23 protein-coding genes are annotated in these 23,582 nt (G+C 55.7%); 2 read left to right on the plus strand and 21 right to left on the minus strand.

Annotated features, from left to right (window positions below):
* Positions 1 to 12: 12 nt before the first annotated feature.
* The 19 genes from A2V21_302650 to A2V21_302740 form a co-directional block, all read right to left on the minus strand.
* Complete coding sequence (locus A2V21_302650) at positions 13 to 738, minus strand: LPS export ABC transporter ATP-binding protein (protein ID OIJ73259.1); 726 nt, start codon at positions 736 to 738, stop codon at positions 13 to 15.
* The gene (locus A2V21_302655; protein ID OIJ73260.1) at positions 704 to 1,258 is read right to left on the minus strand and encodes a lipopolysaccharide transport periplasmic protein LptA; all 555 of its coding nucleotides are present in this window, start codon (positions 1,256 to 1,258) and stop codon (positions 704 to 706) included. Before A2V21_302655 ends, A2V21_302650 begins: the two co-directional genes overlap by 35 nt.
* A gap of 5 nt (positions 1,259 to 1,263) precedes the next feature.
* Positions 1,264 to 1,830, minus strand: coding sequence for an LPS export ABC transporter periplasmic protein LptC (locus tag A2V21_302660; protein ID OIJ73261.1), 567 nt, complete (start codon positions 1,828 to 1,830; stop codon positions 1,264 to 1,266).
* Positions 1,831 to 1,958: 128 nt separating this feature from the next.
* Positions 1,959 to 2,489, minus strand: a complete 531-nt coding sequence (locus A2V21_302665; protein ID OIJ73262.1) for a phenylphosphate carboxylase subunit delta — start codon at positions 2,487 to 2,489, stop codon at positions 1,959 to 1,961.
* 71 nt (positions 2,490 to 2,560) lie between these two features.
* Entirely contained in the window at positions 2,561 to 4,687 is a 2,127-nt protein-coding gene (locus A2V21_302670) for a hypothetical protein (GenBank protein ID OIJ73263.1), read from the minus strand.
* 43 nt (positions 4,688 to 4,730) lie between these two features.
* Positions 4,731 to 5,990: a hypothetical protein gene (locus A2V21_302675; GenBank protein ID OIJ73264.1), complete on the minus strand. Its 1,260-nt coding sequence runs from the start codon at positions 5,988 to 5,990 to the stop codon at positions 4,731 to 4,733.
* Positions 5,987 to 7,408, minus strand: coding sequence for a glycolate oxidase subunit GlcD (locus tag A2V21_302680; GenBank protein ID OIJ73265.1), 1,422 nt, complete (start codon positions 7,406 to 7,408; stop codon positions 5,987 to 5,989). The genes A2V21_302675 and A2V21_302680 overlap by 4 nt, the downstream gene beginning before the upstream one ends.
* Positions 7,409 to 7,517: 109 nt before the next feature.
* Positions 7,518 to 8,186, minus strand: a complete 669-nt coding sequence (locus A2V21_302685; protein OIJ73266.1) for a DNA-binding response regulator — start codon at positions 8,184 to 8,186, stop codon at positions 7,518 to 7,520.
* A gap of 163 nt (positions 8,187 to 8,349) precedes the next feature.
* Entirely contained in the window at positions 8,350 to 9,612 is a 1,263-nt protein-coding gene (locus A2V21_302690) for a zinc protease (protein ID OIJ73267.1), read from the minus strand.
* Positions 9,613 to 9,845: 233 nt separating this feature from the next.
* A complete protein-coding gene (locus A2V21_302695; protein ID OIJ73268.1) occupies positions 9,846 to 11,924 on the minus strand; it encodes a polyribonucleotide nucleotidyltransferase in 2,079 nt (692 codons plus the stop codon).
* Between the two features lie 185 nt (positions 11,925 to 12,109).
* Positions 12,110 to 12,376: a 30S ribosomal protein S15 gene (locus A2V21_302700; GenBank protein OIJ73269.1), complete on the minus strand. Its 267-nt coding sequence runs from the start codon at positions 12,374 to 12,376 to the stop codon at positions 12,110 to 12,112.
* 146 nt (positions 12,377 to 12,522) lie between these two features.
* On the minus strand, positions 12,523 to 13,227 hold the full coding sequence (locus A2V21_302705) for a tRNA pseudouridine(55) synthase TruB (protein ID OIJ75021.1): 705 nt from the start codon (positions 13,225 to 13,227) through the stop codon (positions 12,523 to 12,525).
* Between the two features lie 13 nt (positions 13,228 to 13,240).
* On the minus strand, positions 13,241 to 14,227 hold the full coding sequence (locus tag A2V21_302710; GenBank protein OIJ73270.1) for a hypothetical protein: 987 nt from the start codon (positions 14,225 to 14,227) through the stop codon (positions 13,241 to 13,243).
* Positions 14,228 to 14,253: 26 nt separating this feature from the next.
* Complete coding sequence (locus A2V21_302715) at positions 14,254 to 14,610, minus strand: ribosome-binding factor A (protein ID OIJ73271.1); 357 nt, start codon at positions 14,608 to 14,610, stop codon at positions 14,254 to 14,256.
* Positions 14,611 to 14,694: 84 nt separating this feature from the next.
* Positions 14,695 to 14,982 (minus strand): hypothetical protein, encoded by a 288-nt coding sequence (locus tag A2V21_302720; GenBank protein OIJ73272.1) that lies wholly within the window; start codon positions 14,980 to 14,982, stop codon positions 14,695 to 14,697.
* A 162-nt stretch (positions 14,983 to 15,144) separates the two neighbouring features.
* The gene (locus A2V21_302725; protein ID OIJ73273.1) at positions 15,145 to 17,568 is read right to left on the minus strand and encodes a translation initiation factor IF-2; all 2,424 of its coding nucleotides are present in this window, start codon (positions 17,566 to 17,568) and stop codon (positions 15,145 to 15,147) included.
* 57 nt (positions 17,569 to 17,625) lie between these two features.
* Positions 17,626 to 17,895 carry a hypothetical protein gene (locus A2V21_302730; GenBank protein OIJ73274.1) on the minus strand — a complete coding sequence of 90 codons (270 nt, stop codon included), beginning with the start codon at positions 17,893 to 17,895 and terminating at the stop codon, positions 17,626 to 17,628.
* Positions 17,888 to 19,201 (minus strand): transcription termination/antitermination protein NusA, encoded by a 1,314-nt coding sequence (locus A2V21_302735; protein ID OIJ73275.1) that lies wholly within the window; start codon positions 19,199 to 19,201, stop codon positions 17,888 to 17,890. Before A2V21_302735 ends, A2V21_302730 begins: the two co-directional genes overlap by 8 nt.
* A 33-nt stretch (positions 19,202 to 19,234) precedes the next feature.
* Positions 19,235 to 19,699 carry a hypothetical protein gene (locus A2V21_302740; protein ID OIJ73276.1) on the minus strand — a complete coding sequence of 155 codons (465 nt, stop codon included), beginning with the start codon at positions 19,697 to 19,699 and terminating at the stop codon, positions 19,235 to 19,237.
* 313 nt (positions 19,700 to 20,012) lie between these two features.
* Between A2V21_302740 and A2V21_302745 the strand changes: the two genes are divergently transcribed.
* A complete protein-coding gene (locus tag A2V21_302745) occupies positions 20,013 to 20,705 on the plus strand; it encodes a hypothetical protein (protein ID OIJ73277.1) in 693 nt (230 codons plus the stop codon).
* 55 nt (positions 20,706 to 20,760) lie between these two features.
* Entirely contained in the window at positions 20,761 to 21,378 is a 618-nt protein-coding gene (locus A2V21_302750; protein ID OIJ73278.1) for a hypothetical protein, read from the plus strand.
* A 72-nt stretch (positions 21,379 to 21,450) separates the two neighbouring features.
* Here A2V21_302750 and A2V21_302755 read toward each other — a convergent pair whose 3' ends face one another.
* Both A2V21_302755 and A2V21_302760 read right to left on the minus strand, forming a co-directional pair.
* Complete coding sequence (locus tag A2V21_302755; GenBank protein OIJ75022.1) at positions 21,451 to 21,942, minus strand: peptidylprolyl isomerase; 492 nt, start codon at positions 21,940 to 21,942, stop codon at positions 21,451 to 21,453.
* Positions 21,943 to 22,140: 198 nt separating this feature from the next.
* Positions 22,141 to 23,523: a hypothetical protein gene (locus A2V21_302760; GenBank protein OIJ73279.1), complete on the minus strand. Its 1,383-nt coding sequence runs from the start codon at positions 23,521 to 23,523 to the stop codon at positions 22,141 to 22,143.
* Positions 23,524 to 23,582 lie beyond the last annotated feature (59 nt).

The following is a 23,582-nucleotide window of genomic DNA, read 5'->3' on the forward strand; positions in this document are numbered from 1 at the left end:
ATACTTCCACTGCTAAAGCCTGAACCTGTCCCCAAGGTACACCTCGCGGACGCGCCTTGAATCGAGTATCTCTGTGGGTGTGCCGGCCTTAAGGAGCTTCCCTGAGCCTATTATATAGGCACGGTCGCAGATCCCGAGGGTCGCGCCCACGTTATGGTCGGTGACCAGTATGCCGATCCCCTTTTTCTTAAGCTCCAGCATTATGTCCTGTATGTCCCCTACCGCGATGGGGTCTATACCGGAGAAGGGCTCGTCAAGTAGCAGGAACGCGGGAGAGTTGACAAGCGCCCTCGCTATCTCGACCCTCCGCCTCTCTCCCCCGGAAAGGGCGTACGCCTTCGTCTTCGCCAGGTGCAGCACCCCGAGTTCCTCAAGAAGCGTTTTAAGGCGCGATTCGGCCTCAGCAGCCGGCAAGTCCAAATATTCTATGATACTGCGGACGTTCTCCTCGACCGTCAGTTTCCTGAAGACCGAGGGCTCCTGCGGCAGATAGCTTATGCCGAGGCGGGCCCTCTGGTACATGGGCATGGACGTTATATCCATCTCACCGACAGATATGCTTCCCTCGTCCGGGCTTATGAGCCCGACGGTCATGTAGAAGGTCGTCGTCTTTCCGGCGCCATTAGGGCCGAGGAGACCGACTATCTCGCCCGGCTCTACATCAAGGCTTACGCCGTCGACGACCTTCCTTTTCTTGAAGGACTTAACGAGTCCCTTTACAGCGAGCTGCTTGTTCACCAATCGGCCTCTCCGGCGCCTTGTTTTCCGGGCAGTCCTTGTTCGGCATTATCACGGCCTTTACCCTGCCCCCGTCGCCGCTTTCGACCAGGGCGTTATCCTTGTCGAGGTAGACGGTAATCCTCTCCCCCTTGACGATATCGGAGCACTGCTTCACCTGCGGGCTCTCCGTAAGGACTATGACCCTGTCCTTTCTATTATATACCGCCCTGCCGGAGGTGGAGGTCTTCTGGTCCTGGAATATCCTCACGTTGCCGGTTGCCTCTATCCGGCTTACGTCCTTGTTCTCGTCATATATGATATTAAGCTCATCGGAACAAAGAGTGAAGTCCTCTACGGCCTCGACGTTGCCCTTGAAGACGACCTTGTTCTCACCGGTATTCGCTTCCATCATATCTGATGTGACTGTAACGGGTTTTCTGGGTGTGTCTTCTGACCCGGCCTTTGCGGCGTCAACGGAGGCGGGGATAAGGAACGCCGCGAAGATGAGCGGCAGTACATGACTTTTGCTTACATTCATCGGTTTCACCTGACGGCAGAGCCTTTGAAGACCGCCTTTACATTACGGAGGAGCCGGAACTCCCCGGAATCTATCCTGGCTGTGAGGCCGTCCCCTTGAGCGTCCAGGCGGTCCGAAGTAATAAAAACCCGGTCAGCGGTGCTCATCTGCTTGGTATTTATCGCGTACCTGAGGCTTCCAGTCTTTAAGCTGTAATCATCTTTGGGCGAGCGTACAAGCACATCTCCGGAGACCTCTATATCCCCGGCGTTCTCCCTGAAGCTGCCATGCAGGGCAGAGAGGGTATAAGGCGTGCCGTCCTTTGAAAAGAACGTGACCTTTACATTATCGAAGGATGTAAGGTCCTCTTCCCTGGACCTCCGGGCCGAGTCTGCCTCCAGCTCCCATTCCACCCTGCCATCTTTCGTGCCCGAATAACGTATCCTGTCTATCTTTACCTGGACCTTTTCATCTTCCTTGAACTCAGCCCGGGGAAGCTCCATGGTCTTATAATGTATAAAGACCAGAAGAGCCAGGCCGACGATCGAGAGTATTATGAAGGCTGAAAGGGATACCCTTATCTTACGTTTCATGAGTAGGCATCACATGCCCATAAAAACCAATTATTTCAAATAGTTACAACTGCGGATTACATTCCTGCCATGAGTATAGCAAAAATTATACCATCGGCAAATAGTGCTGTAAAGGCATTTTACCCCCATTAAACGAGGTACGTCCTCATGACCTCGTCCCACTTGCCCTGGGCCTTTAGTATCAGCTCTACAAGCTCTCTGGCGGCCCCTCTCCCGCCCGGTCTACGTGCGACATAGTCGACCATCCCCCTGACCTCTTCCACGCCATCGGCCACAGTTGCCGAGAAGCCGACCCTTTTAAGTACCGGGATATCTATTATGTCATCGCCCATGTACGCCATCTCAGAGAGCGGGATGGCGCTTTTAGCCACTATATCGTCAAGGGCCAGCCTCTTGTCCTTTATGCCCTGGTAAACAAGGTCTATCCCAAGGTCCTTGGCGCGCCTTAAGACGACCTCGGACTCCCTCGCGGTTATTATGGCGCCCTGTATACCCGATCGGATAAGGAGCTTTATCCCGTGACCGTCCTTTACGTCGAAGCACTTTGTCTCGACCCCTGCGGCGTCGAATATTATCCTTCCGTCGGTGAGAACTCCGTCGACGTCGAATATGACGAGTTTTATCTGTTTGATCTTTTCATCGAAAGTGACTGCGGACATCGGCCTCCTCCAGGGTTGTGGTCAGTCCCCAAGCCGGGGATTACCTTTTACCATAGTACATGGCGCGAGGTCTATGCGGAAAGACCTTCGACACTGAGCCTGAAAGAAACCCTGAACGGGCCGTGCCAGGCATCTGAGGGGAAGAGGAACAGGAGGCAGGAGCCCTGGTATATCTTCTCGAAACCGCCTTCGGAAAGGGATACGGTGTGGACAGGGTGCCTCCATAGGAGCGCGGGCCTGTCGAGCTCTATCGTGGCCCCGATCCCCTTCCACGTATCCACGAGCTTTATATCGGTTACACCGCTGGCGACACCCGTGCTCCCGAGGCCCATGCCGCCGCTTCCCTCTATATCCGCCGAGGCGCTCCTGTACTGGCTTGCGGGACCGTCACAGCACGGCAGGATGAGGTTCAATTCCACCCCGAAGTAGCCTTCCATTCCGGCCCCCTTGCCTCGCCTTATCTCGTAGCCTACCGTGAAGGCGTTGCGCCCGGCCGTAGCTATTACCTTCTCCATGGAATGCTTGCGCCCCAACGCTGCGGCGGTCCTCCGCATGACGGCGCTGACATTCGTAAGCTCGCATGCGTACTTCCTGAACGCGAAGTCGCCCTCCTCGCGGAAGCTCTGCGCGTAAAAGGTATCCAGGGTAAGGTCTTCACCGAAGAAGTGGTCTATGAAAGAGGCCCGGCGGTGCCTGTCATATTTAAGATAGCGCTCGAGCCCTTCCTCCTTGACCTTCACGATATCGTGGATGGACTTCGCGCCAGAGTGGTTTTGCGCCTCTGCCGAACGCTCGAGCTTGTAGTGATAGCCCTCCAGGTACCTGGTAAGGGTGTTCTGCAGGTTTACTCCCTTTGGCTTGTAGTCCAGCTCAAAGACCGAGCCGCCGTTAAAGGGGCTCAAGAAGATATTCAAGTCCCTTGACCTCACGGCCACTTCCTCGTGGTTGTCCGCGTCCATGTCAGATGACGTTATATGCGGCGCGTCACCCTCAAACCTTACGCCATCGTTGGCGATATTCTCCGCGAGTATAAGGTTCTCGTAGACGGCGGTCCTCAGGTGAGGCAGGTACAGGCCGCCGAAAACGCCATGCCAGTAAGCATCGTTGCACTGGGCCTGGTAAAGGTGCCTCTCGCCCTTTGCCTGCGAACCGTCTTTTTTGCCGGCAGCGCGGGCTTTAAGCTCACGGCTTACCATGAGCATCCGTTTATGTATCCAGTTCGCCTCAGGGTACTTGGCAAGGAAGTTCCTCCACGTGCCCCCCTGCAGAAACCTCTTGACGCTGTCGCCCTTGTCCCCCCATTCGGCTATCTCTTCGATGAGCTGCATGTATTTGCGCGAGGCCTCGGCAGGAAGCGACCACTCGCCCATCTCCATGTACGACGTATTCGGCAGATAGGTATGTCCCACGGGCTCTTCATGGTCGAGGTATTCGCCAAGGGTCGCCGGCTTAATCCAGTCGAGGTTCCTCTCAATGGCCTCAAAAAAACTTTCCAGCCAGCCGTCATCGAAGACCCATTTATGGGTCCCTGGCCACACCCCGAACTTCTCGCCGTCGTCGCCGTAGATGGCGGCATTGCCGCGCGTGAAAAAGCCGTTCTTTATCCCGGACATGTACTGCTCGAAATTATCCACGCTCTTAAAAGGTATAAGATACCTGAGCGTTTCGTTCCCGGGGAATATCTTTATGAGGTTCCCCTGGTCCTCGGTCGTATAATATCCTCCAAGCTCGTCCTTCCTCAAGCCGGCCTTCACGAAATGAAAATCGTCGACCACCAGGTACTCAAGCCCGGCCTTCCTTATGATGCTCGGATGCGTCGGCTCCCAGACCCTCTCCGCGAGCCATATCCCCCTCGGCCTCTTGCCGAAAAGCTCCTCGAGCCTGTCCGAGAGCATCGTTACCTGCCCTACCCGGTCCTCTTCAGGGATGACAGAAAGCACAGGCTCGTAATAGCCGCCGCCAACGATCTCGACCTGCCCTGTCGATACCATCTGGCGCGCGAGATCTATATACTCCGGGTGCCTTTCGGCGATCCAGTCAAGGAGAAACCCCGAGTTATGAAGAGATAATTTTATGGAGGGATGCCTTGCAACGGCCTTGAGGAACGGCCAGTAGGAGGCCTGGTAAGCCTCTTCAATAACGCTGTCGAAGTTTCCTACAGGCTGGTGGTTGTGGACGCAGAAAACAAAATATGTCATTTAATGGACCATCCTCCAGAGTTTTTGTCAGCAGAGCTGTGCCCTACAGAAGCTCGATCACATGCGCGACTTTCGCTTTGACGCCGAACCTGTGGAGTCCATCCCTAAGCTGGACCATGCATCCGGGGCAGGCTGTCGTGACTATTTCAGCGCCGGAGTTTTTTACGTTCTCGGCCTTTTTCCGGGCTATCTCCATCGACAGCTCGTAGTTGGAGTACATGAGGCCGCCTCCGAGTCCGCAGCACAGACAAGGGTTCTTCATCTCTTTCAACGCGGCCCCGCCCATCTGGATGACCTGTCTCGGCTCTTCCCTCAGGCCCTGCGCCCTGCCAAGATGGCATGGGTCGTGGTAGGTCACTATCCTCTTGGGCCCGTTGCCGCCACCCGTGTTTTTAAAGCCGAGGTCGTTTATCAGCAGCTCCGAGATATCCCTTACCTTGGCCGATACCTTATCAAGGCGCTCTTTTAATTCAGGCCTGTCCGAAAGCAGCTCTTTCATGACGTGCTTCAGTCCATGTCCGCATGTGGCGCATGAGGTGGCTATGAAATCGCACTCGGCGGACTCCAACACCTCGAGGTTCTTTAACGCCATCTCGGAAGCGGCCTTTATATCCCCCATCGCATATGCCGGCATCCCGCAGCAGACCTGCCCCTGTGGCACGAACGCGTCCGCCCCGGCCCGCCGTATTACATCAAGCGATTTGACGCCAAGGTCAGGCATCATGTAGTTTATGCCGCAGCCAGAGTAGAATGCCACCATGGGCCTGCCTGTTCTATCTTCACCTGACAGGGCCTTGACATCCGGAAGGTCGAGGAAAAAAGTATCGGCAAGCGGGGGGACAAGCCTGCCGTCTCCCACGAGCGGGAGCGAAAACCTTGATACGAGCCCGGTACCTGCTGAAGACTCTTTAAAAAGAAGGCCCTGCAGCCTGCCGGCAAGCTTGAACCCTAATCCCAGGAGCCCGCCGGGCTCTTTAAGGTTCCTGAATATCAGGGAAGCGGCCAGCGGGACCCCCTGCTTGTCTATCGCGTCGGCCCTTGCCGCGGTGAATATGGCGATCGTGTCCACCCCGTTGGGACAGTTCGAACGACAAGCACCGCACAGGGTGCACTCCTTAAGGTGCTTGAGATATACATCCGTGAGGCCGAACTCGCCCTTCGAGTACGCCTGGACGAGCGACACCCTTCCGCGCGGGGAAGCGGTCTCTTTATCCAGCACCTTTGTCGTGGGGCAAGTGGCCCTGCATGTGCCGCAGCGCACGCATTTATCTATCGCGTCCTCAAGTAGCTCTAACGTCTTCATCTCAAAAACCCGGCTTTGCTCGTTTCTGGCTCCGCTTCAACGGCCTTCGGGAATATCTTGCCGGGGTTAAGGATACCCCTGGGGTCAAGGGCCGCCTTTATCTTTTTCATGGCATCTATCGCGACAGGCGTAAGCTCCATCCCGATATACCTGGACTTGGCGGTGCCGACCCCGTGCTCGCCTGAGATGGTCCCGCCAAGGCCGACAGTCAGCCTGAATACGTCTGTGACCGCGTCCAGGGCGCTTGCGGCTTCGACCGGGTCTTTTTTGTCGTACATCACGTTCACGTGGATATTGCCGTCCCCGGCGTGGCCGAAGCTCGCGATAAGCACCCCCCGGTCTTTCGATATGCCCTTGAGCCCTTCGACAAGCTCTGGTATCCTGGACCGAGGCACCACGATATCCTCATTTATCTTATTCGGCTTGACCCTGTAGAGCGAGGCAGATATCGCCCGCCTCGCCTTCCATAGCTCCTTTACCTCATGCTTATCGGCCGCCGCCCTGAAATCCGTTGCGCCATACTCCAGGCAGATCGCGCGCACGGCCTCGGCCTCCTTCTCTACAGACCCCTTCGGGCCGTCGACCTCTATGAGCAGCAGCGCTTCAACGTCAGGCAGCCCTGCCTTCGAATATTCCTCAACGCACCTCAAGGAGACCCTGTCCATTATCTCAAGGGTGGAAGGGATGACCTTTCCCCTTATGATGGCCGATGTGGCAGCCGCGGCCTTTTTCATGTCGCCAAAGAGGGCGAGCATGGTCTTCGTAGCCTCAGGCAGCGGCAGAAGCCTTAAAATAGCCTTGGTCACTATGCCGAGGGTCCCCTCCGAACCGACCATAAGCCTCGTAAGGTCGTAGCCGACTACACCCTTTGCCGTCCTCACGCCTGTATTTACTATCTCACCTGTAGGGAGCACTACCTCAAGGCCGAGGATGTAGTCCCTTGTGACCCCGTATTTAACGGCCCTCGGGCCCCCGGCGCACTCGGCGATATTCCCCCCTATGGTCGAGACCTTGAGGCTCGACGGGTCTGGAGGATAGAAAAGACCATGCCTTTCGACCTCCTGCTGCAGATCCCATGTGACCACCCCGGGCTCTGCGACGGCGATGAGGTTTTCCGTATCGACCTCGATTATCCGCTTCATCCGCTCGAAGGAGATGACAACGCCGCCCTCTACAGGGAGGCTCCCGCCGGAAAAACCCGTGCCCGCGCCCCTGGGGATGACAGGAAAGCCTTCTGAGTTGGCCATCTTGAGTATGAGAGAAATCTCTTCAGGGCCTGTGGGAAATACTACCGCTTCCGGCAGATGGAGCGTATTTGTAGCGTCATAGGAGTAACAGAGAAGCTCCTCTTTCGAAAAAGAGACGCTCCTCTCCCCCGCGATCCTCTTAAGCTCGTTTTTTACGATGTTTGAGATCATAGGATAGTAAAAGGGCCTCCGAAAGCCCGGAAGTCCTTCAAATCATTATACTACTATTCGGGGAAATATCAAAAAGAGAAGGGCGGGGCCAGGAGGCTTTAAAGAGGGCCTATTCGTCCTTAAGGACGTATCCCACGCCCCTTATGGTGTGGATGAGCTTTTTCGAGAAGTCCTTGTCTATCTTGGTCCTCAAGTGGTTGATATAGACATCGACGACGTTGGTCTCGCTGTCGAACGACTGGTCCCAGACATGCTCGGCTATGAGGGTCCTCGTGAGCACCCGGTTAGGGTTCCGGAGCAGGTACTCAAGGAGGGCGTACTCCTTAACCGTAAGCTCGACGTCCATCCCGCCCCTCTTGGCCCTGCGGGTGGAAGGGTCGAGGCTCAGGTCGGCGAACCTCAATATGGGAGAGCCGTACCCGCCCCTTCTCATGAGCACGCGGAGCCTTGCCAGAAGCTCTTCGAAAGCAAAGGGCTTTGTAAGGTAGTCGTCAGCGCCTACGTTCAAGCCCTTTACCCTGTCCTGGACCGTATCACGCGCGGTAAGAAGAAGCACAGGTGCCTTCACCCCGGCCGCCTTTATATCCTTTAGGACATCGAGGCCGTTCTTCTTCGGGAGCATGATATCGAGGATTATGGCGTCATAGTCGTTCATCTCGGCGAAGCTCTGCCCTTCGACGCCGTCCTCAACGACATCGACGGCGTAGCTCTCCTGCTCAAGCCCGCGCTTGATGAACGCCGCTACCTTCTTCTCATCCTCTACTACAAGTATCCTCATATCCAAATCCGCTTATGATCTAATAACATATCCTGCCTCTCGGTTCAAGCCCCATGGCCTGGCAGGTGGGTTAAGAACTTTGATCGGGAACTAAAAGTCTTTGAAAGGGGTCTGTGGGAAATTTTCTGCAGAAAGTTTCCCACAGAAAGTCTTATCCAACCCGCTAAACCATGGCCTTGAGCGGCGAAGGCAGGCGTCTGTTGTTCACCTTGCCCATGGCGACCATGGTTATTCTATCGGGAGAAAGAAACTCGGAGGCGGCCTTTTTCATCTCCGCGAGGGTGACCTTGTCTATCTCTTTGACGATCTCCTTAACGGGCACGTACCTGCCGAAGTATATCTCGTCTCTGGCGAGCTTCATCATCCTGTTGTCGCTCGTTTCAAGGCCGAGGAGCATCCCGCCCTTGAGCTGTTCCTTGGCGTTTTTAAGCTCTACTGCGGTCATGTCTTTGGAGAGCCTCTCGAACTCCTTCAATATCAGGCCGGAGACCTCTCCGAACTTGTCGTCAGAGGTGCCCGCGTAGGCTATGAGCGAGCCTGCGTCCTTGCAGAGGTTGACGTAGGTATATACCGAATAGGCAAGCCCCCTCTTCTCCCTGATCTCCTGGAAAAGCCGCGAGCTCATCCCTGCGCCAAGTATGGTGTTCATGAGGTATATCTTGTACTTGTCCGGGTGCGACTGCGGGGGGACCGGCACGCCCATGCACATATGGACCTGCTCAAGCTCTTTTTTTATGAGCTTGACGCCCGGCTCCGCCACTGGGGTCAGGAGCTGCGAAGGCGACCCGCCTTTCTTTATGGCGCCGATGGCTGGCTTAAGGAGCTTCACGACGCTTCTGTGGCTAAGCCCTCCGGCGGCTGTGATGAAGACGTTGTGCGGGGCGTACTGCTCTTTAAAGTACTTGAGCACGCTCGCCCTCTCCATCGACTTTATCGTCTTTGACGGACCGAGTATCGACCAGCCGAGCGGGTGCCCTTCCCAGAACCTTTCCGCGAAGATATCGTGGATGATGTCGTCTGGCGTGTCCTCGACCATCTTTATCTCCTGGAGGACGACGAGGCGCTCCTTGTCCATCTCCTTCCTGTCGAACTTCGAATTGATGAAGATGTCCGAGAGGAGGTCAATGGCCTTTGGCAGGTCTTTATTGAGTATCTTGGCGAAGAAGCAGGTGTATTCCCTGCCGGTGAAGGCGTTAAGGACGCCTCCGACGCTCTCTATTTCCATTGAGATGTCGAGGGCCGTCCTTTTATCGGTGCCTTTAAAAAGGAGATGTTCTATGAAATGCGAAACGCCGTTGATCTCTCGGGTTTCAAACCTTGAGCCTGTATTCACCCAAATGCCGATGGAGGATGATTCCACATCGGGCATCTCTTCGGTGATCACGGCTATGCCGCTTTCTAATCTGGTCTTCTGGACTAAGGACATTGGTGAGGCCCCTTATGCCGGGAATTTTTTAGAAAGCGGCTTGAAAGCCGAAATCCGGGAGGGGCTCCCGATTGAAAGCCCCTCCCGAACGGATTGCTGACTCAAAATATTTTCAGGCTGCTCAAAAAGCTCCATATGCGAGGCGTCGAGGAGCGAGGAACGAGTCGTACTCTTCATGTACGTCGCAGTGACGAGCGACGAAGACAACAAAGCAGATGGACTTTTTCAGCGGCCTACATGTTCTCTTCGAGAGCTTCTTTCCTGGAGAGCCTTATCTTTCCGTCCTTGTCTATGTCTATGACCTTGACGAGGACTTCATCGCCTTCCTTGAGTATATCCCTTACGTTCTTGACCCTTTCAGCGGCGAGCTGGGATATGTGCACAAGCCCCTCTGTGCCGGGGAATATCTCGACGAAGGCGCCAAAGTCGACGATCTTCTTGACCTTGCCGTTGTAGATCCTGCCTATCTCGGCCTCGGCTGTGAGCATCCTGACCATCTCTATGGCCCGTTCGGCGGCGGCGCCGTCGGTGGAGGCGATATTCACCTTTCCGGTGTCGTCGATGTCTATCTTGACCCCGGTCGCAAGGATGATGCCCTTTATGTTCTTGCCGCCGGGCCCGATGACGTCCTTTATCTTCTCCTGCCTGACGTATATCGTGGTTATCCTCGGAGCGTAGACAGAAAGCTCTGCCCTCGGCGTGGAGATGCCGCTCTGCATCCTGTCGAGGATATGGAGCCTGCCTTCCTTTGCCTGATAGAGGGCGTCCTTCAACAGCTCTGCCGTAACACCGCCTATCTTGATGTCCATCTGGAGGGCGGTCACGCCGTCGGCTGTTCCGGCAACCTTGAAGTCCATGTCCCCGAGATGGTCCTCGTCGCCGAGGATGTCGGAGAGTATCACGACCTTGTCGCCTTCCTTTATAAGGCCCATGGCTATGCCCGCGACGTGCCCCTTTGTCGGCACGCCCGCGTCCATGAGTGAAAGAGAAGCGCCGCAGACGGTGGCCATTGACGACGAGCCGTTGGATTCGAGTATGTCAGAGACGACCCTTACGGTGTAGGGGAAGCCTTCCTGGGGTAGTATCTTCGATACCGCCCTTTCAGCGAGCGCTCCGTGGCCTATCTCCCTTCTTCCAGGGCCGCGCAGTATCTTTACCTCTCCGACGCTGAAGGGAGGGAAGTTGTAGTGGAGCATGAAGTTCTTGTACTCCCACCCTGAGAGGGCATCGATCTTCTGCTCGTCCTCGGAGGTGCCGAGGGTGGTGACGACCATGGCCTGTGTCTCGCCCCTGGTAAAGAGGGCCGAGCCGTGGGTCCTCGGCAACAGGCCTACCTCGCAGGTTATGGGGCGTATTTCCCTGGGCCCCCTGCCGTCCACCCTCCTGTTCTCGTTTACGACCATCTCTCTCATGAGCCTGTACTTCAAGTCGCCGTAGATGGAGTCGATCTCTTTTTCCCTACCGGGGAAAGACTCCGCAAGGGCGGCTATCGTCTCTTTCTTGAGGGTCCCGGCGGCAAGATAGCGCTCCTGCTTGACCGGGATCCTGAGGGCGTCGTTGAGCCTTGATTCGGCGAAGGCCTTTACCCTGGCTTCAAGCTCCGGGTCTGCTACGACGGGCTGCAGCGCCATATTGGGCTTGCCGACCTCTGCCGCTATCCTCTTCTGGAGGTCCAGCACTCCCTGCATCTCGCTCTGGGCGAACGCAAGCGCCTTTACGAGGAACTCTTCAGTTGCGAACTTCGCCCCGCCTTCGACCATTATTATGGAGCCTTCCTTGCCGGCCACCATCAGGTCTATATCGCCCTCCTTCTGCTGCTTGATGGAGGGGTTGGCGATTAGCTCGCCGTTTATCGACCCGACCCTGATCCCGGCTATGGGCCCGTCAAAAGGCACATCCGATATCCCGAGGGCCGCGGAGGCACCGATCATCGCGGCTATCTCCGGCTCGTTCTCGAGGTCGACCGAGAGTACGGTCGCTACTATCTGGGTTTCGTTGAAGTATCCTTCGGGAAAGAGCGGGCGCAACGGCCTGTCGATAAGCCTTGAGCCCAGCACTTCCTTCTCGCTCGGCCTGCCTTCCCTCTTGAAGAACCCGCCGGGTATCTTGCCGGCGGCGTAGGTCATCTCCATGTAATTCACGGTCAGCGGCAGAAAGTCAACTCCCGCGGCCGGAGACTCGTTACGGCAGGCCGTAACCAGCACGACCGTATCACCGTACCTGACTGTGCATGAGCCGTGCGCCTGCCTGGCCATCTTGCCTGTCTCAATTATAAGCGGCCTGCCGGCGTAAGTTGTCTCATATATACTCATTATGCTTCTATTCTCCTGTCTTTTGTGTAGAAAATACTACAGGGCCCAAAGCGCAAATACGCCCTGTGCCCTTGATTGTCGGTTACGCCCATCTGATGGGCCCAGTCCACAATTCGGGACACCTGGCGGCGTAATCGCCGCCAGGCTTGGCCGCGCAAGCTCTTCGCGCCGCCGCACCTTATCTTTTATCTCCTGAGGCCGAGCTTTTCTATTATGCCCTTGTAACGCTCGACGTCCTTCTTCTTGACATAGTCAAGAAGCCTTCTCCTGTGACCGACCATCTTAAGGAGACCTCTCCTTGAATGGTGGTCCGCCTTATGCGTCTTGAAATGCGAGCTAAGGCTGTTGATCCTTTCGCTCAGGAGCGCAATCTGCACTTCAGGAGAGCCTGTATCCTTCTCATGCGTCTTGTAGGATTTGATAATGTCCTGCTTTTTTTCGGTTGCCAGCATCTGAACTCTTTCCTACCTCCCTTCTCGTTTGACTGATCAAGCTATATGACAAGGGCGCAAACCCTTTTCATTGATTATAAAAACAAGCAGCCGAAGCAGACGGCAAAAGGATATTAACACCGTTTTAATAATAAGGAAAGCGAAATTTAATGTGCCTGACAGGGCTCTCCGCCAGCCTCTCCAGAGGCCCTTCTCAGGGCCTCATCGAGCGGTATGACCCTTAGAGAGAGCTCCTCGGCGGCGGCTCCGGGGCCTACGGCCTCTTCTATCGTAAACGCGCCCGACCTCGTCCTTCGAAGCTCTGCCAGATGGCCTCCGCAGCCGAGCCGTACACCGAGGTCATGGCAGATCGACCTTACATAGGTGCCGCCGGAACAAAGGGCCCTGAATTCAACTATCGGCGGCTCTATCTTCAGGGGCTCCATCTCGTAGACCTCTATCTCCCTCGCCTCGCGCTCTATGGTCACTCCCTTCCTGGCAAGCTTATAGAGCGGGACACCTTTTGACTTCAAGGCCGAATACATGGGAGGGACCTGGGTTATGCGCCCCTTGAAGGCCTCTAACGCCTTTTTTATCTCGACAGGTGAAAGGGCCGAGGTATCTGAAGTGCTCAGGACCTTGCCCTCTCGGTCGTATGTGTCGGTCTCTTCGCCCAGCTTGCAGGAAGCGACATATTCCTTAGCGCCTCCGCCAAGGCTTGAGGCGAATTTTGTGGCGGAGTCAATGACAAGGACCAGTACCCCTGTGGCCAGAGGGTCGAGCGTGCCAAGATGCCCGACCTTTTTCGCGTTCAACTTTCTTTTGACGTGCGCTACGACGTCATGGGATGTCCAGCCCTGGGGCTTGTCCATGACGAGGACGCCGTTATACCCTGGCGAATGCACCCTTGAGCGCCTCTATCACCCTATTCTTTACATCTTCAAGGCTTCCCTTGAGCATGAAACCCGCCGCGTTCCTGTGGCCGCCGCCGCCGAAGGACATGGCGACATCCGCCACGTCCACGTCGCCCTTTGAGCGAAGCGAGACCTTGTACTCAAGCTCTCCTGCCTCCCTGAAGAGCACGCCGACCTCCACGCCCGCTATCCCCCTGGCGTAGTTGACGAACCCGTCGGCGAGGTCCTTTTCGGCCTCAGCCTTCCGGAACATCTCCTGGGATACCGTGACCATCGCTACCCTGGCGTGTCCGTTGCTGTTTAGGTCTATGACCTCAAGCGTATTAAGCACCATGCCGAGGAGCTTGTACTTCCTTGCCGGATGGTTCTCATAGACCCTCTTGGAGACCTCCCAGGGCTCTGCCCCGAGCCTGACGAGATCTCCGGCCTTGATAAACGATTCTGGCGTGGCTGATGAATAATGGAATGAGCCGGTGTCGGTGTGTATGGCGACATAGAGGTTTACCGCGACTTCACGTGTTATCGGCAGGGACGCGGCCTTGCAGAGGTCGTAGACCATCTCTCCGGCGGCGCTCGCACCGGGCTCTATCACGTTTATGTCTCCGAAAGAATCGTTGGTGGCGTGATGGTCGACGTTTATTAGCTTGCCGTGGTGCTTAAAAGAGACAAAACCCTTGCCGAGGCGCTCCTTCTGGCCGCAGTCGACCGCGAAGGTCGCGTCAAATGGCGCGGCCCCTTCGAGGCTGTGCACCACGGTGTCGGCGCCTGGAAGGAACATGAAAAGCTCTGGCACAGGGTCTTCAAGGTAGGCGACAGCGTCTTTGCCGATATTCCTCAACGCGAGCGCCAGCCCAAGAAGGGACCCGAGGGCGTCGCCCTCAGGGCTTACGTGCGAGACCACGAGGAACCGCTTGCCTTTTTTTATCTCAGCTTTTACTTCTTCGAACCTGTTGTCCATTATGAGAAATCCAGCCCCTGATTGACTTAAAGGCTGCCTCCTTCTTTCATTTCGCGTATGACCCGCTCTATCTTTTCAGCATACTCGAGAGAGTCGTCAAACAGGAACATGACCTTAGGAATATGCCTCAAGTCCAGCCTTTTTGCAAGGCTCCTCCTGACATAGCCGCTCGCGCTGGTGAGCCCCTGCCTGCTTTTTTCCTTGTCGGCGTCGCTTCCGATCTGGCTGAAATAGACCTTGGCCTCCTTGAGGTCAGGAGTAAGCTCCGCCTTTGTTATGGTCACGAACCCTATCCTAGGGTCCTTTATCTCTCCGTGGAGTATCATCGAGGCGACCTCCTGTTTTATAAGGTCGCCTACCCTGTCGGCACGCCTGTAGCTCATCTATTTTTTCCTTCCGGGAATCGGTTCAGGACTTCGAGGGCCTCGATAAAGAAAATTACTGCGGATGACACAAGAGAGGTCAGCCTAGAAGTTCACTATCTCTATCTCGCTGTCCGTCACTTCGGCGAGGTGAAGGCCCTCTATGAAATTCAACACCTTGTCAAGGACCGAGTTCACAAAGGCCCTGTCGTTGCCGACCGCCGTGATGCCGATCTCCGCCCTCTGCCAGACGTCGTTGCCGCCCACTTCTGCGACCGAGACGTTGAACTTGTTCTTTACCTTCTCTATAACGCTCTTCAATACCTGCCGCTTGTCCTTGAGGGAATTGCTTGCGTGCAGGATGAGCGTGACCCTTGCAACACCTACTACCATCTTTAAAACTGCCTTAAGTCGCTGACAAACACTGTGTTCAAGCTGCTCAAAAAGATCCATATGCGAGGCAATTCCCGCCGTTGATGAATGAGGCGTACTCTTCGTGAACGCCGTAGCAGAAGCGACGATGATAACGACGCAGATGGACTTATTTCATGCCTGTTAAAGCTTGGCGGCTTCCTCTTTCAGAGTATAGAGCTCGATGACGTCGCCCACTTTAAGGTCGTTATAGCCCTCGATGGTCATTCCGCACTCGAAGCCGGAAGCGACCTCCTTTACGTCCTCCTTGAACCTCTTGAGAGACGAGAGCTTGCCGTCATAGATGACGATGTTGTCGCGTATCAGGCGGGCCTTCGAGCCCCTTACGGCCTTGCCATCCGACATGAAGCAACCCGCGACATTGCCGACCTTGGTTATACGGAAGACCTCCCTTACGGTCGCCCTGCCGAGGACCTCTTCCTTGACCACCGGGGCGAGCATGCCCTCCATCGCGGCCCTTATTTCGTCCACGAGGTTGTAGATGATGTCATAGAGGCGGAGGTCGACATTCTCCCTCTCGGCAAGCGCCTGGGCCTTGGCGTCCGGCCTGATGTTGAAGCCTATGACTATGGCGTTGGAAGCGGACGCGAGCATGACGTCGCCCTCGTTGATGCCGCCTGCGCCGCTGTGGATGACCCTTATCTTCACGGCCTCGGTCGGAAGCTTGGCGAGCGTTTCCTTGACGGCCTCGACAGAGCCCTGCACGTCCGCCTTGATGATAAGGTTGAGGTCCTTGACCTCGCCCTTGCTTATCTTGTCGTAAAGGTCGGTGAGGCTCACCTTCGCGGTCTTCATGCGGTCTTTCTCTATGCTCTTGCGCTCCCTTATGGCAGCTATCTGCTTGGCTGTGGCCTCATCCTTGACGGCCGCGAAGGTATCTCCCGCCAAAGGCACGCCGGAAAGTCCGAATATCTCTATCGGCATTGACGGGCCGGCGCCATCTACGCGCTTGCCCCAGTCGTCTATCATCGCCCTTATCCTGCCGTAATGTATGCCTGAGACTATCGCGTCGCCTACTTTAAGCGTGCCGTCCTGGATGAGGACTGTCGATACCGGGCCTCTGCCCTTGTCGAGCTTGGCCTCGACGACCACGCCTCTGGCAGGGGAGTCCGGGTTGGCCTTAAGCTCAAGCACCTCGGCCTGAAGGAGTATCATCTCGAGGAGTTCCTTTATCTTGATGCCCTTCTTTGCCGAGACCTCGATGAATATGGTATCGCCACCCCACTCCTCGGATACGAGTCCGTAGGTCGTAAGCTCCTGCTTTATCCTGCCGGAGTCCGCCTGCGGAAGGTCTATCTTGTTGATGGCGACTATGATGGGCACTCCTGCAGCCTTGGAGTGGTTTATGGCCTCTATGGTCTGCGGCATGACGCCGTCGTCAGCAGCGACGACAAGGATGACTATGTCGGTCGCCTTGGCTCCCCTCGCCCTCATGGCGGTGAAGGCCTCATGGCCGGGGGTATCAAGGAAGGTGACGTCGCCTTTATCGAGGTGGACGTGGTAAGCGCCTATGTGCTGGGTTATCCCTCCGGCCTCTCCGCTTACAACGTTCGTCTTCCTTATGGCGTCAAGAAGAGAGGTCTTGCCGTGGTCTACATGGCCCATGACCGTGACGACCGGGGCCCTGTGCTGCCTCTCCCCTGCAGCGGCCTCGGCGCCTGTCTCCATGAGGCTCTCTTCCTGGACGGCCGCGCTCTCTACCTCGTAGTCATAGTCCTGGGCGATGAGCGTGACGGCGTCCATGTCTATAAGCTGGTTCACTGTAGCCATTATGCCAAGGCCCATGAGCTTCTTTATTATCTCTCCGGCCTTTACCCCTATCTTTTGCGAAAGATCGGCTACACTTATGGCGTCTACTATCCTTACGACCCTCTTTGTGGCCTTTGGCACCGTTATCTCGGTCTTCTTCATAGGCCGGGCCTGTACGGCCGCTTTTCTGGTGTCCCTCTGGTACCTGTCTTTTTTCTGAGGGCGCCTGGACGGGAAGAACTTCCTTACATCAGGCTCCTTGCTGAATACCTTCTCTGTCTTTATGGCCTTATCGACGGGGGCAGGCGCCTGTACGGCGGCTTCGGCGGCAGGGGCCTCGGCAACAGGAGCTTCTTCGACCAGGGCGGGGATAGCCTCTTCCTCCTCCGCCTTTAACTCTGCCAGTATCTCGGCGGCGGATTTCTCCTTCGTCTTCTTGACAGCAGGTTTCTTGAGCGCCTCTCTTTTCTCATCTGCCTTTGTCTTGAGCTTTCCGGGCCTGGCGCCTTTTTTCTCTTCCTTCGTTTCTTCTTTTTTGACGGCGGATGGAGCGGCAGCTGCACCGGGCTTTTGCACGACTTCGGCCTGGGCCTTCTTATCTGGCTGGGCAGACACCTCCGCAGCTGGCCTGGCCTCGGCGGCTATCGGCGCTGTAATTGTCTCTGCCGGGACTGTCTCTTCAGGCGCTGGCGCCGGTTTCGCGGAAGTCCTTCTCCTTATTACCGAGGGCTTTATCCGCTTTTCCTCGACATCCACTGCCTGCTGCGGTTTTTCTTTTTCTTTTTCTTTTTGTGTCATTTTCCTCGCCCGAAAATTATTGCCAGGACCATGGATCCCAACAGTATGAAAACAATTTCAACCCCGGCCTCTTTCGAGACCGGCCTTTATATGCGCCCACAGGGCCTCATGGCCGGCTATCTCAACCTTCGACTTGAGGGCCCTTGATAAAGCGTTCTTTCTGATCGCCTCGTTAAGACAACTCTCCTGAGGGCATATATAAGCCCCTCTGCCGCCGAGCCTGCCTGATGGGTCCGGCTCAAGAAAGCCGGAGCCGCCGAGCGCGAGCCTTACAAGTGAAGCCTTCTCACGGACGGACCTGCAGCCCAGGCACGTCCTCTCAGGCATTACCCTTCCCGGCGAGGGCCGCAACAGCGTCCATTATGCTGTCTATGCCCTCTTCGTCCAATCCTTCTATCTTTTGAAGCTTCTCCCTTGTGGCCTTCATGACGCCGTCAGAGCCCTCGTACCCGGCTGCGGCGAGTGTCGCGGCGATCTCTGAAGAGATGCCGAGCGTTTCTTCCATTTCCTTTGCCGCGGCCGCCCTCTCCCTCTCTTCCCTTTCGCCGGCTGCCTGGACCTCTTTTCTCAAGGCCTCTTCAGGAGAGAGCTTCTCCTTGCCGCTCTTTGAATCGGACTCGGTGCGAATGTCTATCTTCCAACCGGTGAGCTTTGCGGCGAGCCTTACGTTCTGCCCCTTCTTGCCTATCGCCAGGGAGAGCTGATCGTCCGGGACGATGACCTCCATCGAGTGCTCAGCGTCATCAGTTACGACCCTGGATATCTGGGCTGGCGAGAGCGTGTTCTTTACGAATATAGCCGGTTCGTCGGACCAGTGGACGATGTCGATCTTTTCGCCCTTCAGTTCCTGCACCACCGCCTGGACCCTCGACCCCTTCATGCCCACGCATGCTCCAACCGCGTCCACGTCCGAATTATGTGATAAGACGGCTATCTTGGCCCTGTCGCCGGGCTCCCTCGCCGCGCCTTTTATCTCAACGATGCCTTCGTACAGCTCGGGGACCTCCATCTGGAAAAGCTTCATCAGGAAGGCCGGATGCGTCCTTGAAAGGCCTATCTGAGGGCCTTTCGCCTCGACCTTGACGTCAAGTATTATGCCCCTTATCCTTTCGCCCTGCCTGTATCCCTCGCGCCTGACCTGCTCCTTTTTCGGGAGCACAGCCTCCGCCCTTCCGAGGTCTACTATTATGTCGCCCTTCTCGAACCTCTGGACTATGCCGGTTACGATCTCGCCCCTCTTGGAGGAGTACTCGTTATAGACGATATTGCGCTCCGCCTCACGCACCTTCTGTATGATTATCTGCTTCGCGGTCTGGGCGTCGATACGGCCGAACTCCTTGGAATCGAGCTTCACCCCGAGGCTGTCACCGAGGGCCACTTCCGGGTCGAGCTCCCTGGCGGCGTCAAAGCCTATCTGGGTATCGGGGTCCGCGACCTCTTCGACAACGTCCTTGAAGACGAAGAGCTCTATCTCGCCCATCTCTTCCTGGTAGTGCGCCTCTATGATCTTGTTCGGGCCGAACCTCTTCTCGGCGGCCTTGAGCATCGCGGTCTCGAGGGCCTCGATAAGGATATACTTGTCGATCCCCTTGTCCTTGCCGACCTGGTCGATTATATTGGCCAAGTTAAGCATTCAAAAACCTCCAGCTTCTTCCTGTAAATTTTTTCAGATCTCTATTTCAAGCCTTGCCTTCTCGATATTCGAGACGGCAATCATAAACTTCTTTCCGTCAAAGTCGGTCACGAGCACCGTGCCGTCCCTTACCTCGTCTATGACGGCCTTGAAATTCCTCCTGCCGTCAATAGCCTCCATGGTCTTTATCTTCGCCCTTCTGCCGGCGTACCTGGCAAAATCCCTTTCGGTCTTGAGCGGCCTGTCGAGGCCCGGCGAAGATACCTCCAGGTTGTAGCTCTGGGGTATCGGGTCTTCAACGTCCAATATGGTGCTGAATTCGCGGCTCACCTGCTCGCAGTCGTGCACGGTGATGCCGCCGGGCTTGTCTATGTAGACCCTCAAGACCCTCCGTCCATGCTCGGAGGCGAACGATACGTCGACGAGTTCCAGCCCCAGCCCATCGGCCACCGGCTGGGCGAGCTGCCTTATCCTGTCTTCAACGCCTTCGGGCTTCATCCCTTCCTCCGCCCCTGGACGAAGCCCGGCAAAAAACATATTGCGGGGAGACCGGTTCTTCTCCCAAACAAAAAAAGTGAGCGAAGGCCCACTTTCGATGTAAGAGGGGTTTTAATCTTTATAATTTAGCACACAAGAATCGTCATTGCAAGGCCAAAGTAAAGGTTTTTCAAGTTGAAACGTGCTGATTGATCTCTGCCGAACAAGGCAGAACCGGCCTTTGCCGCGGTTATTTAAAAACACCTTGTTAAAGGGAGGATGCTCTGCTATACTCAACACAGTTTAATCCTTTCATCGATCGGCTCCTTCGATAATGACCCCTGACAGACACACTTCCAAAGACCCTGTAAAGGCCCTTAAGGCAGCGCTCACTGACGAGTTGCGCCTCGACCCGGTAGCATTTCCCATCGACGTGCAGATGGAGAACGGCTCAATCATGGTCGACGGCGTGGTCGAGAAGGTCTCTCAAAAAAAGAGGGCGATCCTTTTCGCGATGGGGCTCGACGGCGTCTCCGGCGTAATAGACAGGCTCAGGGTAAGGCCTTCCTCCCACATGTCCGACGACGAGATAAAAAAACATATCTACGACGCCATCGCGGGGGAGAACGCCCTTACAGGCCTGAAGATCGAAACCGAGGTTATAAACGGCATAGTAGACCTGGAGGGCGAGGTCTGGTCTTTAAGCCACAAGAGGCTTGCCGGGGCGTTGGCGTGGTGGGTGCCCGGAGCGACAGACGTCATCAACAGCATAGAGGTGGTCCCCTCGGAGTCTGACTCTGACGACGAGGTAAGCGACGCCTTGCGGCTCATCCTCGAGAAGGACAGGCTTGTCGACGCGGCAAGCATCAAGGTGCGCACAAGAGACTGGGTCGTAACGCTCGAAGGAGTAACGGGCAGCGCCGCAGAACGCGAAGCAGCCGAGGACGACGCATGGTTTACATGGGGCGTCAACGGAGTTGTGAACAAGATTATCGTGGACGCTACGAGCGTCCATAAACTGCCTTGAATCAGCGATCCCGCCTTGAACCGAACAAAACCCCAGCAGGAGGATGAGCCGAGTAATGCGAAAGACCGCCGTAAAAAAGGAAAAGACCGCCGTAAAACCCAGGAAGAAAAGCACTACCAAGATAAGGATCACTGAAATAGACCCGAGGATAACCAGCCATACGGGCCTTTTCGGCGAGGGCTGCTACGGCAGCTCCTGCAAGGACGAATGCTGCGGCTGGGGCTGTGATGTGGACTTCGCGTCCTACAAGATGATACTCAAGCACAGGGACCTCGTAGAGCCACTTATCGGGGCGAAGATCGAGGGTTGCTTCTCGACAGTCCTGAAAAAGGACGACGACTATGTCGGCGGCGCTTACAGGGAGACCGCCGTGCGGAAAAAGGACAAGCTCTGCGCCTTTCACCTGAGAGGCTCCAAGGGCTGCTCCCTTTTCTACCTGTGGATATCCGAGAAGCTTCCCAAGAGGATAGTGCCCACGATCTGCAGGACCTACCCCATAACCTGGCACAGGGGCAGGCTCTTCGTGGACACCCCCCTCAAGAAGAACTGCAAGGCGAAGGAGAAGGTCCAGAAGGGCGTCAAGGTGCCGTCACTCTACGAGACCCAGAGGAAGGAAGTCCACGCGCTTTTCGACATAGCCAAAAAGGAAATGAAGAAGCTCCCTAAAAAGTAAAAACACGATGTGGATGAAATAATAAAAAAGGCCCCGAAAGGGGCCTTTTTTATTATCAAAGCAAGACGAAGTTTACTCCACTATCCTCACCTTCAGCTCCACCCGCTCGTTCGGGAGGTCCCTTGGGTTCCTGGGGAGGCTTACTATCTTGTCAGCCACTTCGATCCCCTTCGCGACCTCGCCGAATACGGTATACTGGCCGTCGAGGAAGTTGGAGTCCTTGACCACTATGAAGAACTGCGAGCCGGCGCTATTAGGGTCCTGCGACCTCGCCATGGAGAGGATGCCTCTTTTATGCGGGATGTCATTGAACTCGGCCTTTATATGCCAGCCCGGCCCCCCGGTTCCGTAAGTGTCCTTGTCAGGCCCCTTGGTGTTCGGGTCCCCGCCCTGTATCATGAACCCGGGTATTACCCTGTGGAAGATAGTCCCGTCATAGAAGCCTTCCTTCGCGAGCTTGACGAAGTTCTCGACGTGCCCGGGGGCGGCCTCAGGGAAGAAACGTATCTCCATCTCCCCGTACTTTGTCTCTATTACTGCCCTTACTTCCTTCTTCTCTCCCATCTTCTTCGCTCCTTCTTTCGCGTTAATTCCGGCGGGCACCGCCGCCATTATAAGTAAAAGGAAAATAATGCAGGCGTATCTCATATGTTGTCCCCTCTATCAAACGAAGATTAAAAGCAGTACAGTAAACCTTATGGCCAAACGATTGTCAATAGCTTATGGCTGTAAAAACCCATAATCCCATAGAGGAAAGCGCATCTATAGATCTCTTTCCTTGAGCCATTTCCTGATATGGCTTTTAGCCTCTCTTTTGGTCCTTATCAACCCCTGCTCGACCCGGCTGTTGAGCTCGCCGATTATCTCTCCGACCAGCGGCCCTTCAGCGACCCCGAAAGTATCCATAATCTCCTGCCCTGTCAAAAGCGGCTTTGGCTTCTTTTTCGTATAAACCCCGTAGTAGAAGCTCATCATGTCGAGGACGACCGAGTATAACTCGGCGTCCTCAGAGCCCCTTGTGGCCCTGGCGTCAGCGAGGGCGAGGCAAAGGAGCATGAGCCCGCCGGATGAGCCGGAGGCTCTGAAATAATGCCCCTTGGCCCTGAAGCTCCGTTCTTTAAGGGCAGCGAGCATGAAGACCCTGTGGTGGTTCTTTATAAAAAACGAAAGGTCGTTTACGGTCTTCCTGCTGAACCTTAGCCTCTGGAAGAGCCCTTTTATGCCTTCTGCCCCTTTTGTGTCGTGGCCTATGAATGTAAGCCTTCCCTCTTCCCTTGATATCGCGTAAGGCTTTCCGAAGTCATGGAAGAAAGCGGCGAGCTTAAAAATGCACAAGTTAGAAAGCTGACCCTCGGAGCGCTGGAAGTATTCCCTTAGCCTTTCAGAAAAACCAGGGAACGTGTATTGAGACAGACCAGCGAGAAGCGACTCAGCCTCCTTAAGCGTCGCCAGCGTATGCCTGAGAAGGTCATAGCCCTGAACTGAAGCCCAGCCCGAGATCTCAGGCAATATCTCATTGACGAGGCCGGTCCCATAAAGCAGCTCTATGCCCTCGGCGGTGCCGTTGGCGAGAAAAAGCTCCGTTATCTCGTCCCTTATCCTCTCCGGAGAGCTTTTTCCTATAAGGCCGGCCTTCTTCTTTATAAGCGAGAACGTATCAGGCGTTATATCGAGGTAGTACTGCCTTGAAAGCCTCACCGCCCGGAGCATCCTCAACGGGTCTTCATCAAAGACGGTCTCAGAGACCGCCTTAATGACGCGCCTCCGGGCGTCCTCAATGCCTCCGAAGGGATCGATAGGCAGCGAGCCTGGTGAAAAGAGAGAGCGCGCCGGGATCGCCATCGCGTTTACGGTAAAATCCCTTTTACCGAGGTCTTCATCTATGCCACCAGGGCTTAACGGCGTGAAATCGAGCGTAACTTTCGCCCCATCTTTCAGAACCACCCTGAAAACACCTGCCTCCGCGTCCAAAGCGAAATGTGCCCCGCCGAGCCTTGCCGCTACCTCGGCCGCGAACGCGGCTATATCATCCTTCACGGCAAAATCATAGTCAGGGGCGGCCGGGACTCCCAAAGCGAGGTTCCTCAGCGCCCCGCCCACGAGATAGACCTCTGTATCGCCAGCTACGGAGACGACCTCTTTCATCACAGGGTCGCCTGCCAGCCCTTGAAGTCCCTTGAAAAAAGAAAGGGCCGAATCTCTTC

This window comes from Deltaproteobacteria bacterium GWC2_55_46, assembly GCA_001595385.3.
GTDB lineage: Bacteria > Desulfobacterota > GWC2-55-46 > GWC2-55-46 > GWC2-55-46 > UBA5799.

Bases quoted from the DNA above. Each gene is read 5' to 3' on its own strand.
- A2V21_302685 (OIJ73266.1), bottom strand. From the start codon at position 8,186: ATGAGGATACTTGTAGTAGAGGATGAGAAGAAGGTAGCGGCGTTCATC.
- A2V21_302710 (OIJ73270.1), bottom strand. From the start codon at position 14,227: ATGGACAACAGGTTCGAAGAAGTAAAAGCTGAGATAAAAAAAGGCAAG.
- A2V21_302725 (OIJ73273.1), bottom strand. From the start codon at position 17,568: ATGACACAAAAAGAAAAAGAAAAAGAAAAACCGCAGCAGGCAGTGGAT.
- A2V21_302715 (OIJ73271.1), bottom strand. From the start codon at position 14,610: ATGAGCTACAGGCGTGCCGACAGGGTAGGCGACCTTATAAAACAGGAG.
- A2V21_302700 (OIJ73269.1), bottom strand. From the start codon at position 12,376: ATGCTGGCAACCGAAAAAAAGCAGGACATTATCAAATCCTACAAGACG.
- A2V21_302735 (OIJ73275.1), bottom strand. From the start codon at position 19,201: ATGCTTAACTTGGCCAATATAATCGACCAGGTCGGCAAGGACAAGGGG.
- A2V21_302730 (OIJ73274.1), bottom strand. From the start codon at position 17,895: ATGCCTGAGAGGACGTGCCTGGGCTGCAGGTCCGTCCGTGAGAAGGCT.
- A2V21_302670 (OIJ73263.1), bottom strand. From the start codon at position 4,687: ATGACATATTTTGTTTTCTGCGTCCACAACCACCAGCCTGTAGGAAAC.
- A2V21_302740 (OIJ73276.1), bottom strand. From the start codon at position 19,699: ATGAAGCCCGAAGGCGTTGAAGACAGGATAAGGCAGCTCGCCCAGCCG.
- A2V21_302720 (OIJ73272.1), bottom strand. From the start codon at position 14,982: ATGGTAGTAGGTGTTGCAAGGGTCACGCTCATCCTGCACGCAAGCAAT.
- A2V21_302755 (OIJ75022.1), bottom strand. From the start codon at position 21,942: ATGGGAGAGAAGAAGGAAGTAAGGGCAGTAATAGAGACAAAGTACGGG.
- A2V21_302655 (OIJ73260.1), bottom strand. From the start codon at position 1,258: ATGAATGTAAGCAAAAGTCATGTACTGCCGCTCATCTTCGCGGCGTTC.
- A2V21_302760 (OIJ73279.1), bottom strand. From the start codon at position 23,523: ATGAAAGAGGTCGTCTCCGTAGCTGGCGATACAGAGGTCTATCTCGTG.
- A2V21_302750 (OIJ73278.1), top strand. From the start codon at position 20,761: ATGCGAAAGACCGCCGTAAAAAAGGAAAAGACCGCCGTAAAACCCAGG.
- A2V21_302745 (OIJ73277.1), top strand. From the start codon at position 20,013: ATGACCCCTGACAGACACACTTCCAAAGACCCTGTAAAGGCCCTTAAG.
- A2V21_302695 (OIJ73268.1), bottom strand. From the start codon at position 11,924: ATGAGTATATATGAGACAACTTACGCCGGCAGGCCGCTTATAATTGAG.
- A2V21_302665 (OIJ73262.1), bottom strand. From the start codon at position 2,489: ATGTCCGCAGTCACTTTCGATGAAAAGATCAAACAGATAAAACTCGTC.
- A2V21_302675 (OIJ73264.1), bottom strand. From the start codon at position 5,990: ATGAAGACGTTAGAGCTACTTGAGGACGCGATAGATAAATGCGTGCGC.
- A2V21_302705 (OIJ75021.1), bottom strand. From the start codon at position 13,227: ATGGACAAGCCCCAGGGCTGGACATCCCATGACGTCGTAGCGCACGTC.
- A2V21_302690 (OIJ73267.1), bottom strand. From the start codon at position 9,612: ATGTCCTTAGTCCAGAAGACCAGATTAGAAAGCGGCATAGCCGTGATC.
- A2V21_302660 (OIJ73261.1), bottom strand. From the start codon at position 1,830: ATGAAACGTAAGATAAGGGTATCCCTTTCAGCCTTCATAATACTCTCG.
- A2V21_302680 (OIJ73265.1), bottom strand. From the start codon at position 7,408: ATGATCTCAAACATCGTAAAAAACGAGCTTAAGAGGATCGCGGGGGAG.